This is a genomic window from Flavobacterium sp. C3NV (genome assembly GCF_046825355.2).
In the GTDB taxonomy this organism is placed as follows: domain Bacteria; phylum Bacteroidota; class Bacteroidia; order Flavobacteriales; family Flavobacteriaceae; genus Flavobacterium.
In genome coordinates this window covers 189,416-203,916 of record NZ_JBKQBJ020000008.1, presented here as the reverse complement: position 1 = coordinate 203,916, position 14,501 = coordinate 189,416, and the positions used below count along the sequence as shown (strand labels likewise).

Annotated in this window: 9 protein-coding genes; 7 read left to right on the top strand and 2 right to left on the bottom strand. The window is 33.8% G+C overall.

Going from position 1 to position 14,501, the window contains the following annotated elements:
• Positions 1 to 21: 21 nt before the first annotated feature.
• The 4 genes from ACIDC4_RS13685 to ACIDC4_RS13670 all read left to right on the top strand — a co-directional run bounded on the left by ACIDC4_RS13685 (position 22) and on the right by ACIDC4_RS13670 (position 6,655).
• Positions 22 to 2,523, top strand: coding sequence for a DUF5686 and carboxypeptidase-like regulatory domain-containing protein (locus ACIDC4_RS13685; protein WP_412043098.1), 2,502 nt, complete (start codon positions 22 to 24; stop codon positions 2,521 to 2,523).
• 227 nt (positions 2,524 to 2,750) lie between these two features.
• On the top strand, positions 2,751 to 3,350 hold the full coding sequence (locus tag ACIDC4_RS13680) for a DNA-3-methyladenine glycosylase family protein (RefSeq protein ID WP_412043099.1): 600 nt from the start codon (positions 2,751 to 2,753) through the stop codon (positions 3,348 to 3,350).
• A gap of 110 nt (positions 3,351 to 3,460) precedes the next feature.
• Positions 3,461 to 3,991: an inorganic diphosphatase gene (locus ACIDC4_RS13675; protein ID WP_065449271.1), complete on the top strand. Its 531-nt coding sequence runs from the start codon at positions 3,461 to 3,463 to the stop codon at positions 3,989 to 3,991.
• A 114-nt stretch (positions 3,992 to 4,105) separates the two neighbouring features.
• Positions 4,106 to 6,655: a sodium-translocating pyrophosphatase gene (locus tag ACIDC4_RS13670; protein WP_412043100.1), complete on the top strand. Its 2,550-nt coding sequence runs from the start codon at positions 4,106 to 4,108 to the stop codon at positions 6,653 to 6,655.
• A gap of 204 nt (positions 6,656 to 6,859) precedes the next feature.
• Here the strand turns inward: ACIDC4_RS13670 and ACIDC4_RS13665 are convergent, their stop codons facing one another.
• Both ACIDC4_RS13665 and ACIDC4_RS13660 read right to left on the bottom strand, forming a co-directional pair.
• A complete protein-coding gene (locus ACIDC4_RS13665) occupies positions 6,860 to 7,474 on the bottom strand; it encodes a deoxynucleoside kinase (RefSeq protein WP_072954754.1) in 615 nt (204 codons plus the stop codon).
• A complete protein-coding gene (locus ACIDC4_RS13660; RefSeq protein ID WP_412043101.1) occupies positions 7,474 to 8,289 on the bottom strand; it encodes a hypothetical protein in 816 nt (271 codons plus the stop codon). The genes ACIDC4_RS13665 and ACIDC4_RS13660 overlap by 1 nt, the downstream gene beginning before the upstream one ends.
• Before the next feature lie 222 nt (positions 8,290 to 8,511).
• Between ACIDC4_RS13660 and ACIDC4_RS13655 the strand changes: the two genes are divergently transcribed.
• From ACIDC4_RS13655 to ACIDC4_RS13645, 3 genes are all read left to right on the top strand, one after another.
• The gene (locus ACIDC4_RS13655) at positions 8,512 to 9,399 is read left to right on the top strand and encodes a GLPGLI family protein (protein ID WP_412043102.1); all 888 of its coding nucleotides are present in this window, start codon (positions 8,512 to 8,514) and stop codon (positions 9,397 to 9,399) included.
• A 47-nt stretch (positions 9,400 to 9,446) separates the two neighbouring features.
• Positions 9,447 to 12,134, top strand: a complete 2,688-nt coding sequence (locus tag ACIDC4_RS13650) for a carboxypeptidase-like regulatory domain-containing protein (protein WP_412043103.1) — start codon at positions 9,447 to 9,449, stop codon at positions 12,132 to 12,134.
• Positions 12,135 to 12,226: 92 nt separating this feature from the next.
• Positions 12,227 to 14,461 carry a hypothetical protein gene (locus ACIDC4_RS13645; RefSeq protein ID WP_412043104.1) on the top strand — a complete coding sequence of 745 codons (2,235 nt, stop codon included), beginning with the start codon at positions 12,227 to 12,229 and terminating at the stop codon, positions 14,459 to 14,461.
• The last annotated feature ends 40 nt before the right edge of the window (positions 14,462 to 14,501 follow it).

Genomic DNA, 14,501 nt, shown 5'->3' with positions numbered 1-14,501 from the left:
GTTTTTTTTTTGCTCAGATAAATGAAAAAAATAATTTTACTCAGCCTATTTTTTGTATTCGCATTTGCGGCTATTGCTACTGCACAAACTAAAGTGAGTGGAATTGTTTTGGACAAATCGAATCAGCCTGTTCCGTTTGCCAATGTTGTTTTTAAAGGATCAAATACAGGAATAGTATCTAATGAAGATGGTCGTTTTTATCTGGAATCGCCAACAACTTATACCGCTTTATTAGTAAGTTCTGCGGGATTTTCAGATAGAGAAGTTCCTTTAGAGAAAGCTGTAAATTATGATTTTAAAATAGTCTTAAGCGAAGCTGAGGCATTGAATGAAGTAGTAATTTTTACCGGAAAAACATCTAAAAAGAATAATCCGGCATTAGACATATTGAGAAAAATCTGGGAACGAAAACGTAAAAACGGTTTGTACCAATTCAATCAATATCAAATGCAAAAGTACGAGAAAGTTGAGTTTGATATGAACACAATCGATAGTGCTTTTATGAAAAACAAACTCTTTAAAGGAATGGAGTTTGTGTTTAAGCATGTTGATACCTCTGATGTTACGGGTAAAACCTATCTTCCAATTTTTATCAACGAATCTGTTTATGATGTTTACGGTGATAATAAATTAAAGAAAGTAAAAGAGAACATTACTGGAAATAAAATGTCTGGTTTCAACGGAAATCAGCAGATTCTTTCCTTCGTAAAAGATCTTTATTCAGATTATAATATTTACGATAATCACCTTAAGTTTTTTGATAAAAGTTTTACAAGTCCGCTTTCAAGAACCGGAATTGACGTTTACAATTATGTCCTAAAAGACAGTGCTTTTATTGATAAAAAATGGTGTTATAATATTGTTTTTTATCCAAGACGTAAAAACGAATTAACCTTCAAAGGGGATTTTTGGGTAAACGATACCACTTTTGCTATCAAAAAAATTAATATGGGCGTTACTAAAAGTGCCAATATTAACTGGGTAAAAGATATTTATATCGAACAGGAATTTGAAGTAGAAAATGATTCAACTTTTTTGTTGACCAGGGATTATATGATGTCGGATTTTGCTTTAAATAAAAAAGAAAAATCAAAAGGAGTTTACGGAAAACGAACGACTCTTTATCGCAATCATAAATTTAATATTCCAAAGCCGGAGAAGTTTTATAAAGAAGAAGTCAATTTTATTGATAATGCTGTTTATGACCGACCGCCTGAATTCTGGGAAGAAAATCGTTTTGAGAAATTAAATAAAGACGAAGCCGGTATTTACAAAATGCTGGATACCCTGCAAACCGTTAAGCGATTTAAACAATTATATAGTCTTGTCTCGATTTTAGGAAGCGGTTACGTCGAATTTAAAAACTTTGATTTCGGGCCAATATTCTCGACATTTGGTTATAATGAGGTCGAAGGTTTAAGGATTAGAGCAGGAGGAAGAACCTATTTTGGACCAAATGATCCTTGGCGTATACAAGCGTATACGGCTTACGGATTTGATGATAATAAATTCAAATACGGAGTTTCAGGAAAATGGATGGTCGACAAGAAAAAACGAGTTATTATTTCCGGAGGAAACAGGCGCGACATCGAGCAAATTGGTGCCAGCTTAACCACAACAAATGATATTTTAGGTCGAAGTTTTGCTTCATCAGCCTTATTTACAACAGGAAGCAACGGAAAATTAACCAATATTAACCTAAGCAACGTTTCGGTCGAAATGGAGCCTTTGAAAAACTTTGTTGTTCAGGCAGGTGTTTCATACAGGACATTAGAATCTGCTTCGCCAACATTTAGTCTGGATTATTATACAACGCTGCCAACGGCCGCAAATCCTGCAGGAGTCATACAAAGTGCAGTAAAACAGTTTGAAGCCAATGTTCAGTTTGAGTTTATGCCCAATCGTAAAACTATTGGTTTTGGTGTAGAGCGTAGCCTTGTAGACAGTCCGTTTAGTCATTTCTTTGTTAACTTTAGTTACGGACTAAAAGGAGTTATGCAAAGTGATTTTGCTTACGAAAAAATACAGTTGTTTTACAAACAGCCTATTATAATTGGACCCCTAGGAAGATCAAATATTATCCTTGAAACCGGAAAAACTTTTGGTACAATTCCGTTAGGATTAATGAGTGTAATTCCGGGTAACCAGACTTATTTTACCATCGAAAACACGTTTAGTAACTTAAATTTCTACGAATTTATTACCGATCAATATACAACTCTGCAATGGAATCATGATTTTGGAGGAAGATTATTCGCGAGAATTCCATTTATGAGAAAACTCAACTGGAGAGAATTCGTTGGAGTAAAAGGAGTTTACGGAACCATCTCAGATGCAAACAGAGCAATCAATGCATCGGCGCAACCCTATAATGCACCAGAAAATGTGTATTGGGAATACAACGCCGGAATCGGAAATATCTTCAAAGTATTCCGTATCGATTTCTCCTGGAGAGGTAGTTATTTAAATACTCCGGATGCCAATAAATTTGCAGTAAAAGGATCGTTCGGATTCTATTTCTAAGATAAAATAAATTGCCACAAAGACGCCAAGTCGCTAAGTTTAATTTCTAGCAACTTGGCGTTTTTTATTGATTAAAATTATTTCACGCAGATTTTGCAGATTTAGGCAGATCAATAAAATAGATTGAAAAATAAATCTGCTCTATCTGCAAAATCTGCGTGAAAAAAAACTTTACGACTTTGTGAGATTCTTTTTTATTTAATTTTGAATAGACTTAAAATAAAGCCATGCAGGAAGCAATCGATTTTCTATCAGTCAAAAATCCAGTTTTTCTTGAAATCATAGAAAAATACGGATTACCACCGATCCCGAAACGCCCGCAAGGTTTTGAAACTTTAGTATTATTGATACTCGAGCAACAAGTCTCTATAGATTCGGCGAAAGCCACCTTCTTAAAAATAAAAGCCTACAACACTTGCAATCCCGAAACAATGTCTGTTTTATCAGATGAAGAGTTTCGCACTTTAGGTGTAAGCCGTCAAAAAACAAAATACATTAAGATATTGGCGGATGCCGTTTTAAACAAAGAATTAGATATTGAAAGTTTAGCAGCAAAAACCGCAAAAGAAGTTCGGGAAGAGCTCATAAAATTAAAAGGAATAGGAAACTGGACGATCGATATTTACTTAATGTTTTGTCTTCAGGAACCCGATTTGATTCCGTTAGGTGATATTGCAGTTTTCAATACAATCAAAGAATTACTTGATATTCATGACAAAAACGAAATGGAAATTCATGCGCAACAATGGAGTCCTTACCGATCTTATGCAACATATTTGCTGTGGCATTATTACTTAAATAAGAGAAACAGGAAAATTACATATTAACTGTCTGTTATTTAAAAGAAAAGTAGGCATATTAATGAAGTTTTTTATTGTAAAAAAGGATTGTTTAGTTACTTTTGCAATCGAAATTATAGAAATAATAAAAAACGAAAATGACCGCAGACAAATTAACAACTTTCGATGTATTAATCGAAATACCACGTGGAAGTAGAAATAAATACGAGTACGATTTTGAAATCAAAAGAATGCGTTTCGACAGAATGTTATTCTCTTCGATGATGTACCCGGCAGATTACGGATTTATTCCTGAAACTTTAGCACTTGACGGAGATCCTCTTGATGTATTAGTTTTAATAAACGAGCCAACTTTTCCTGGATGTGTTATTGAAGTAAAACCAATTGGAGTTTTCCATATGGCAGATGATAAAGGACCAGACGAAAAAATCATTTGTGTACCGGTTTCAGATCCAATCTGGAATTCACTAAATGACCTTTCAGATATTAACGGTCACTTATTGAAAGAAATCGAGCACTTCTTCCAGGTTTACAAAGATCTTGAAAACAAACAAGTAGATGTAGAAGGTTGGGGAGATGTAAACGAAGCATTTGCAATTATTGCTGAGTGTACAAAGCGTTTTGATGATATTGAAAATAAACCAGAGGGATTATTTAGTATTAAATAATTTTTACCCTATTCTATTATAAAAAAAGCAATACGGCCGTCAGGAGTATTGCTTTTTTGTTTAAATTCGTTTTACATAGTATATTGAATATTAACCAATAACCATTATAATATTATGAACGAATTTATGATTTACTTGCCAATTGTTATGGCAATTGTAGGATTAGTCTTCATGGCGATAAAAAGGACTTGGGTCCTAAAACAAGATGCTGGCGATGGCAAGATGAAAGAGATCTCAGATTACATCTACGAAGGCGCATTAGCATTTTTAAAAGCAGAATACCGATTACTGACTTTTTTCGTAATTGGTGCCAGTATCGTTTTAGCCGGAATTTCTTTTATTGTTCCTACTACACATATATTAATAGTAGTGGCGTTTATTTTTGGAGCATTTTTCTCGGCTTTGGCTGGAAATATGGGAATGAAAATAGCCACTAAAACAAATGTTAGAACCACTCAGGCTGCCCGTACAAGTTTGCCGCAAGCCTTAAAAGTTTCTTTTGGCGGTGGTACCGTAATGGGACTTGGAGTTGCAGGTTTAGCTGTTTTAGGTCTAACAGGATTTTTCATTGTTTTCTTTCAAATATTTATGAATGGCGTTTGGACTTCATCTGAAGATATGACTAAGGTTTTAGAGACTTTAGCCGGATTTTCATTGGGTGCAGAATCAATTGCTTTGTTTGCCAGAGTTGGTGGCGGAATCTACACAAAAGCTGCCGATGTTGGAGCAGATTTAGTAGGTAAAGTAGAAGCCGGAATTCCGGAAGATGATCCTCGTAATCCTGCTACAATTGCAGATAACGTAGGAGATAATGTTGGAGACGTTGCCGGTATGGGAGCAGATTTATTTGGTTCGTATGTAGCAACAGTTTTGGCGGCTATGGTTTTAGGAAATTACGTGATCAAAGATATGGGTGGAAACATTCAGGATATTTTTGGCGGTATTGGTCCAATTTTATTGCCAATGGCGATTGCCGGTTTCGGAATCTTATTCTCTATTATAGGAACTACGTTAGTAAAAATATCCGATGATAATGCCAAAGAAGCACAAGTACAAAAAGCATTAAATATAGGAAACTGGGTTTCAATTGTTTTAACTGCCATTGCCTGTTTCTTTCTGGTAAAATACATGTTGCCGGAAACTATGCAAATGAGTTTTTTTGGCGAAGGTTCTAAAGACATCTCATCAATGCGTGTTTTTTATGCCACTTTAGTCGGTTTAGTAGTGGGTGGAGCTATTTCATCTGTTACCGAATATTATACAGGATTAGGTACAAAACCGGTTATGGCAATTGTACAAAAATCATCTACAGGTGCAGGAACAAACGTTATTGCAGGATTGGCAACCGGAATGATTTCTACTTTTCCAACTGTAATTTTGTTCGCAGCAGCAATTTGGATTTCGTATGCCTTAGCAGGTTTTTACGGAGTAGCTTTAGCAGCTTCAGCCATGATGGCAACTACTGCTATGCAATTGGCAATTGATGCCTTTGGACCAATATCTGACAATGCAGGAGGAATTGCCGAAATGAGCGAATTACCAAAAGAAGTTCGTACCAGAACAGACATTTTAGATTCAGTAGGAAATACAACTGCAGCAACCGGAAAAGGATTTGCAATTGCATCTGCAGCTTTGACATCATTGGCTTTATTTGCAGCGTATGTAACATTTACAGGAATTGACGGAATCAATATCTTTAAAGCACCTGTTTTAGCCATGTTATTTGTGGGTGGAATGATTCCGGTAGTATTTTCAGCTTTGGCTATGAATTCTGTTGGAAAAGCCGCTATGGATATGGTGTATGAAGTACGTCGTCAGTTTAAGGAGATTCCAGGAATTATGGAAGGAACCGGAAAACCGGAATACGGAAAATGTGTAGAGATTTCTACAAAAGCCGCTTTACGCGAAATGATGTTACCTGGAATTCTTACGATTGGTTTTCCAATTGCAATTGTACTTTTAGGAAAATTAGTTTATGCAGATAACAATCAGTTAATTGCTGAAATGTTAGGAGGATATATGGCAGGAGTTACCGTTTCTGGTGTACTTTGGGCAGTTTTTCAAAACAATGCCGGAGGTGCCTGGGACAATGCTAAAAAATCTTTTGAAGCAGGAGTTTTAATCAACGGAGAGATGACTTACAAAGGTTCTGATGCACATAAAGCAGCTGTAACCGGAGATACAGTAGGAGATCCGTTTAAAGATACTTCAGGGCCATCAATGAACATCCTGATCAAATTAACTTGTTTGATAGGATTGGTAATTGCGCCTATTTTAGGTGAAGGACATGCTACAGCTGGTTTGGCTGAAAAAGGTTCTTGTTGTGCTAAAACTGAAATGCATGCAGGAGGAGTTTCTAAATGTGGAGATTTATCTGGCATGACCAAAGAAGAATGTATTAAAATGTGCAAAGAAAAAGGATGCACGGCTGAAGAAACAGCAAAATGCCTGGCGCATTACGATGCAAACGGAAAATATGCATACCAAAAAACAGATTGTTTTGATACTACTAAATACAGTAAAAACAGACTTGAGGTAAATTTGTCTACGGTTAATGGGGTTACAACCGGAACCGTAACAAAAACAGAAAATGGCAAAACAACTACCGAAGTTTATGAAGGAACAGAAGCTGAAGTAAAAGCAAAAATCGAAGCTGCGAAGTAAAAGATAATATCCGTCTTTTTGTCATCCTGAGGAACGAAGGATCACACTAGTTAATCGACAAAGATTGGCGATTTTGAATGCGGAGTTTCTTGCGAAGATCCCTCGTTCCTCGGGATGACAAGATTGCGGTTATATTTATAATAAAAAATGCCTCTAAAATTTTTAGAGGCATTTTTTATATATTAATCAGTGTAATCTGTGTTTCTAAAACAACCCATTCAATTCAGCATCAATTCTATTAATGATGTTTCCTAAATCTTCCGGATTATCAACGAAATTAATATTATCAACATCAATAATTAATAATTTTCCTTTAGTATAAGTTTGTACCCAGGCTTCGTATCTTTCGTTTAATCGGCTTAAATAATCAATAGAAATAGAGTTTTCGTAATCACGTCCGCGTTTGTGAATTTGCCCTACTAAATTAGGAATAGAGCTTCTTAGGTAAATTAATAAATCAGGCGCTTTTACTAATCCTTCCATTAATTCAAAAAGCGAAGTATAGTTTTCGAAATCACGGCTCGTCATTAATCCCATCGAATATAAGTTGGGCGCAAAGATATAGGCATCTTCATAAATCGTTCTGTCCTGAATGATTTTCTTTCCGCTTTCGCGAATTTGCAATACCTGACGGAAACGGCTGTTAAGGAAATAAATCTGCAAATTAAACGACCAGCGCTCCATTTGATGGTAAAAATCATCTAAATACGGATTATCAACTACATCTTCATAATGAGGTTCCCATTTGAAATGTTTGGCCAATAATTTAGTTAAAGTTGTTTTTCCTGCTCCTATATTTCCTGCTATTGCTATGTGCATTACGGTGTTACGATTTTATAATTTATTATTTCTTTAGCTGTAAAAATAGATAAAATTTGGTCTTTGTAGCAGAATTTGTCAAACGATTTTTCTAAAATTTCAATTTCAGAAAATGCATTTGAATTTGTACTTGTAATGTCTTTAAAATACAACAAATTAGCTTTGCTAAAAAGATATTGATGATTATTGATTATTTCGATTGCATCAAAATCAGACACTTTTCCTAACGAAGTTGTTTTCCCGAAAATATCACAGGAAAACCAATTGTTTTTTTTATCAATCCAATAAAAGGTATTGAAGTCGGTTTGATAATATTTTATGGTTTCTATTAATGGAGTAGAAACGGTTTTGTATTCATTTTTTAAATAATCAAAAAGACTAATTTGCTGGTTTAAGGCATTGTAAATCCAAAGCTGATTTTGTGTAGACATTCCGATTGCTGAAACAACAATGGGTGTATTGTTGAGAGAAAAATTAATCTCTGTAACCTTATTAAGCTGATTGTCTAATAATACAACGGTATTAAAATCTTCATAGAATAAAACAATCTTAAGCGGATTTTGTAAATCGACTTTGGTAATTTTTCCTAATGAAACATTCTTGTATTCAAATATTTCTTTGCCTTTAATTTTACTGAAAACATTATTTTTTATCTGATAAGAATATCCAAAAGAGTCGTAACCTGAAAAATCATCAGCATCAGTTGAGAGACGAGAAACAGAGGTTGCTTTTATTTTTTGGTTTTGCGAAAAAACAGCTGAAAAAGAGCAGGCAATAAAAAGAAAATATAAAAAAATATGTGCCGTTTTGCTCATAATACTTGGTTTCTAAAGAGCCAAATTACAAAAAACTAAAGTAGAAATTACTTAAAGATAAAGATTTAGTTCTTTAGTCCTGTTATATCGTAATAGTCTAAGCAATAGTCGATTTTGTCTATATCTTCTCGCTATTGATATATTTAACTTTCGGAATTTTAAAATAAACGATACATTTGAGTGTAAGTTTTATCGGCTTTACACAATTTTAAAGAAAACGAAATGAAAAAAGTAATTTATTATATGTCTTTGCTGTTTGTATTTACTCAAGTGCAGGCGCAAAAAGATTTTCAGGGAATGGCTGTTTATGAGTCAAAAACGCAAGTGCCAAAATTTGAAGGCATGCGAGGCAATCGTGATATCACGCCGGAAATGCAAAAGAGCATGGAAGAAAGAATGAAAAAAATGCTGGAAAAAACTTTTATCCTGAATTTTGACAAGTCGGCCTCTATTTATAAAGAAGAAGAAAAACTGGAAGCTCCCGGACAGCAAGGTGGTTTTCGCGTTATGGTGAGTTCGATGATGGGAGGCGGAGGCACTTTCTATAAAGATGTTAAAACAAAATCATATACGGTAGATAAAGAATTTATGGGCAAGGAATTTCTGGTTATAGATTCGCTGCCAAAATTAAATTGGAAATTAGAGCAGGAAACCAAACAAATTGGCGGGTACAATTGCTACAAAGCAACCGTGGTAAAAGAACCAAGTAAAACCGATTTTAGAAACTTTAGACCTAAAAAAACCGATGATAAAAAAGAGGAAGCTAAAAAAACTTCCGGAGAGACTAAAACCAATTTTGAAGATAATTTTGAGTTGCCAAAAGAAATTGTTGTTACCGCCTGGTATACGCCTGAAATTCCTGTAAGTCAAGGTCCTGAAAATTATTGGGGACTTCCCGGTTTGATTTTAGAAATAAATGATGGAACTACTACAATTTTATGTTCAAAAATTGTTTTGAATGCTAAAGATAAAGCAGATATCAAGCCTTCTAAAAAAGGAAAAGTAGTTTCACAGAAAGATTATGATGAAACGGTAGTAAAAAAAATGGAAGAATTTAGAGAAATGAATCGTGGTCGTTCAAGCGGACCGGCACAAACAATTGGAAGGTAGATCTTCTGCTTCAAAGTTTTATTTATTCTTATTTATTCATTCTATCAATGAACAAAACACTTTTTATATTCGCCTTTTTATTTACTTCTATATGCTTTTCTCAAAGTGTTCGTTTTGACGGATTTATTCAGGATGAGCAAAAGAATCCGTTAGAGATGGCCAATATTATGGCTGTAAATACTGCTACAAAAGCAATGGATTCTTATGGAATTACCAACGACAAAGGAAAATTTCAGCTTACATTAAAGCCCAATACTTCTTACTCCATTAAGGTGAGTTATCTGGGAATGAAATCGAAAGAAATTACTATTTCTACCCAAAGCGCCAACATCGTTCAGAACATTGTTATGGATGATGCCGGAATCGAACTTCAGGGTGTTGAAATTGTACGCGAAATGCCGGTTTCTATAAAAGGAGATACTATTGTGTACAATGCTGATTCGTTTAAATCCGGAACCGAAAAAAAACTGGAAGATGTACTGAAAAAATTGCCAGGAGTTGAGGTAAATGCCGATGGAGAAATTGAAGTGGAAGGTAAAAAAGTAAGTAAGTTAATGGTTGAGGGAAAGGATTTTTTTGACGGAGATACTAAACTCGGCGTTAAAAATATTCCTGCCGATGCGATTGATAAAATTCAGGTTTTAAGAAATTACAATGAAGTAGGCGCTCTAAAAGGTTTAGGAAATGATCAGGATAATGTAGCGATGAATATTAAACTGAAAGAAGGTAAAAAGAACTTTTGGTTTGGAGATGTAACAGCCGGAACCGGAGTTGGCGAACTCGATAGCCGCTATATTATTAATCCGAAATTATTTTATTACAGCCCGAAATACAGTATTAATGTAATTACCAATTTTAATAATATTGGCGAACTACCGCTTACAGCTCAGGATTATTTTAAGTTCACAGGAGGATTTAAAAATATGATGCAAAAAGGCGGAAGTAATTTTAATGTCTCATCAAACGACTTGGGAATTTCGATTTTAAGAAACAATCGCGCTAAAGAAATTGAAACGAAATTTGGAGCAACAAATTTTGCTTATTCCGTTACCAAGAAATGGAACATAAGCGGTTTCGGAATTTTATCAACTTCAAAAACAGATCTGGAAACGAAATCGCAAACGACGATTTTAGAATCCGGAGATGAGCAAAAGAGAGAAGAAGAAACACATCAAAAAAATAATCTGGGACTTTTTAAACTGAGTTCAACGTATAAACCCAATGATAAATTTCAGTTTGATTATGATATTTTAACGAAATTATCCAAGCAAAATGAAGATACCGATTTGTTGCGCGAATCTGTGGTGAATAAAGTTTCGACGTTAGAAACTATCCTTACGGGTAAAAAACAGGATCCAACATCTATAAAACAAGATTTGAGTTTGTATTATACGCAAAGCGATAAAAATATTTTTGCTTTTGAAATGCAGCATTTATATCAGGACGAAAATCCGTTTTATAATGCCAATTTGCGTACACAACCTTTTGACTTAGCAGGTTATACCTCGGGGCAGGAAAGAAATGACCTCAATCAGAATCGATTTGTAAAAACAAATAAGTTAGATGCAAAACTGGATTACTATTATATGGTAACACCAAAAAGTAACATCAATATTACACTTGGAAATACATTTTCATATCAGGATTTTAATTCCCATATTTTTCAAATGTTGGATAACGGAGACAGAAATGATCTAAATGATCCCGACAACAATAATAAGGTAAACTATAATTTTAATGATGTATTTCTGGGATTTCATTATAAAATTCTGGCAGGAAAATTTACTTTAACTCCGGGTGTTAGTGTGCATTCCTATAACATGAAAAACACGCAGCTGGGAACAGATTATTCTCAGAATTTCATAAAAGTGCTGCCTGATTTTTTTGCTTTATATCAAATCAAAAAATCAGAAACGTTGACGTATAATTTCTCTCTGACCAATGATTTTACAGATATTAATCAATTAGCTGCGGGTTATGTTCTGTCTGATTACAGTAGTTTGTTCCGCGGAAATCGTTTGTTAGAAAATGCCACTTCGCAAGTTCATACGCTTCGTTATTTCAAATACAATATGTTCAATTTCGAGAATATTTTTGCCAATGCAACTTATACTAAAAAAGTAGATGCAATTAAAACAGAAGCTGATTTTAATGGAATTAACCAATCGTCATCACCTTATAATTCAAATTTAGCCGATGAAACTTTTAGCGGAATGGGAAATTACGGGCGTTCGTTTTTAAAGAACTACAAAGCGTCTGTAAATGCGAGTTTCAATTGGTCTAAATTCAATAATATCCAGAATAATGAATTGGCCACTACAGAAAGTTTTGTGCAGAGCTACACCGTAAAAGCATCAACAAATTATAAAAACATGCCTAATATCGAGTTTGGTTATAATGCTTTGATTAACAAATATAGCGGCTCAACTTATTATACAGATAAACCTTTTGCAAGATTGGATTATTACTTCCTGAATAGTTTTTCGTTTGTTTCAGAATATGAGTTTTACCATTATTACAATGGCAATAAAACGGTCGATAACGAATATGACTTTTTAAGCGCAAGTTTAATTTATCAAAAAAAGGATAGCAAATGGGAGTACAAAATATCGGCTACCAACTTACTAAACACTAAATATCTTAATGATGACAGCTTCTCGCAGTTTTCTACAAGAGTTTCGCAATATACTGTACAGCCCCGTTATATTATGTTTTCGATGAAATACAATTTATAGTATTTTAATTACAATGCATTGTTTTTTAAATACTTTTTTTAAATAAGAAAGAAATATCTTTGTTTGAAATAGTAACAACTAAAATTGTAAGCATGCGTAATTTTATATGGAGTTTCTTAGCTTTCCTTTGTTTAATATCTGTTTCTTTTTCTCAAACAAAAAATATTGAAAAAGGATCTTATTTATCAACCAATAAAGGGCAAAAAATCAAACTGAATTTATTAGACGATAATAAATACGAGTTGGTTTTTTATTCTGGTAATTATGAAGTCAAAGGCGATTCATTAGTATTTACTCCAAGTGCAAAAGCAGATAGTGGTTTTGACCTTGCTTTTAAAAATGATAAAAAAGCAAAAAAAGTAAAAATAAAGTTTGTTGATGCTGTTTACTACTACTCTTTTTACATTGGTACACAAAAAGGTTCGGGCGATGTCGAATATCAAAGATTATCGGATATTAAAACCAGAGTAAATCCTGAAGAGGATAAAACTGATGTAGATTTTGAGATTGATAAAGCAGATTATTTGTATTTGGTTTATGAAGAATATGGAGGAAATAGCAAGGTTTCTAAATTTGCTTTGCCAAAAGATGTTTCAGAAGTTACCATTAAATATCAAGTGGATGTTGTAGGCGATTTAAAAATTGCCGGTTTTTTTGATCAGAAAACAAACGAGTTAATGATTTCTGAGCAATCAGGAAATAATCCTTTGGTATTTCGTAATGCAAAAGATGCTCAGCCGGAAACGAGTTCAAAAATAATTCCGTTAGAAAATAAAACAGTTGCAAATTGGACATATGCCGGGAAAGAACCTCTGGTAAGTGATGATTTTGGTGTTGCAGTAGATTCTACTGTTGTAGGAGTAGATTCATATCCTCCAACATTTGATTTTAAATTAAAAATCGAGAATAGTCTTAAAAATGCGCTTTCATCAATTAAAGACAGTAAAACTAAATTTTTAGTAGTTGGTGTTGACAGTAAAAATGCTTCGGCAAAAACTGATTTTGATGCCTTTATTAAAGATCAGGAAACGCAAATTGCTTATAATATGTATGATGCGTACCATCCTGAATATGATTTGTATAATTATTATTTGGCTACAGCCGATGATAAAAAGTGGCTTAAAACGAATAAAGTTACAGCTGATCCAAGTGTGATTATCCTGAATAATAATGGAGAGATTTTAGCCACTGCAAAATCTAATTTTAAGGACAAACAATATCAGTTTAATTATTACGATGCTCTTTATAAAAAATTGCAAAGAACAGATGGATTGTTGACTTTTAGTAAAACATTAAAAAACAAAAAAGCAACAGATGCTGATTTGATTCAGGCTTTTAATAAGGTGGCAATTCTTGAAACATCGTATGATTATGAAGCAGATTATACGGTAACAACTGATGATAATGCTTCGGAATTTAAGTTTGCAAATGCAGCCTTAGATAAAAAAGAAGTTGCTCAGGTTTGGAAAAAACTAATTGAAGCGCATCAAAAAGATACAAAACCGAATATGTATTTGGTTGAAACTATTTTGAAAGAAATTAAAAATCAGGGATTTTCGAAGCAGTTTTTTAAAGATGATAAAGTTTTAAATGATACTGATTTTCTTGCAATAGATTATGTGATAAAACACTACGATGCGATTGATGCTGAACGTGCTGCTTTTACTGCTAAAGAAGGAGAAACGCATGCTATAGGAAGCTTAAATACGGAGATTGCGACAGCTTTACAGCAAAATAATTATGTCGTCGAAAATAATGCTTCGGGAGCAAAAGATGACAGCAAAACGATTTCGGTTTATAAAAAAATAATTGCTGCAGGAAAAGGCAATTTTGAATCTTATCAAAATTATTTTACTTATTTGGCTGAGATACAAGATAGAGACGGCTCAAATACAAATTATCTAAAAGAGTTTAGTACTTATTTTAATGCTAATCTTGCTACAGATAAAGGAAGCGTTATCGAAAAACTAGATACAATGTTTACTTCGATCGATCCTAATTCTGAGTATTCATATAATGGATGGAATGCTTTTAAGGAATACCATTCGAACTTGTGCAATGAAGCGGCATGGACCGTAGTTTCAAAACCCGGCAATACTGGTTTTATAAAGTCAGCAATTACATGGTCAGAATATAGTTTGGTGGTTAGTAAAAACAATCCATATTATCTAGACACTCTGGCGCAGTTGTATTATAAAGACGGACAAAAAGATAAAGCGATATCAACACAAACTCTCGCTGTTAAATATTTAACCGATTACGTAGAGGAAGAAACTGCTACAGACATTCGCGAAACATTATCTAAAATGCAAAACGGAACTTATTAAGTATTTAAAAAATACAAATAATAAAAAAGCCTGACAGTTT

Coding starts and splice junctions, on each gene's coding strand:
- ACIDC4_RS13685 (WP_412043098.1), top strand. CDS start 22: ATGAAAAAAATAATTTTACTCAGCCTATTTTTTGTATTCGCATTTGCG.
- ACIDC4_RS13680 (WP_412043099.1), top strand. CDS start 2,751: ATGCAGGAAGCAATCGATTTTCTATCAGTCAAAAATCCAGTTTTTCTT.
- ACIDC4_RS13675 (WP_065449271.1), top strand. CDS start 3,461: ATGACCGCAGACAAATTAACAACTTTCGATGTATTAATCGAAATACCA.
- ACIDC4_RS13670 (WP_412043100.1), top strand. CDS start 4,106: ATGAACGAATTTATGATTTACTTGCCAATTGTTATGGCAATTGTAGGA.
- ACIDC4_RS13665 (WP_072954754.1), bottom strand. CDS start 7,474: ATGCACATAGCAATAGCAGGAAATATAGGAGCAGGAAAAACAACTTTA.
- ACIDC4_RS13660 (WP_412043101.1), bottom strand. CDS start 8,289: ATGAGCAAAACGGCACATATTTTTTTATATTTTCTTTTTATTGCCTGC.
- ACIDC4_RS13655 (WP_412043102.1), top strand. CDS start 8,512: ATGAAAAAAGTAATTTATTATATGTCTTTGCTGTTTGTATTTACTCAA.
- ACIDC4_RS13650 (WP_412043103.1), top strand. CDS start 9,447: ATGAACAAAACACTTTTTATATTCGCCTTTTTATTTACTTCTATATGC.
- ACIDC4_RS13645 (WP_412043104.1), top strand. CDS start 12,227: ATGCGTAATTTTATATGGAGTTTCTTAGCTTTCCTTTGTTTAATATCT.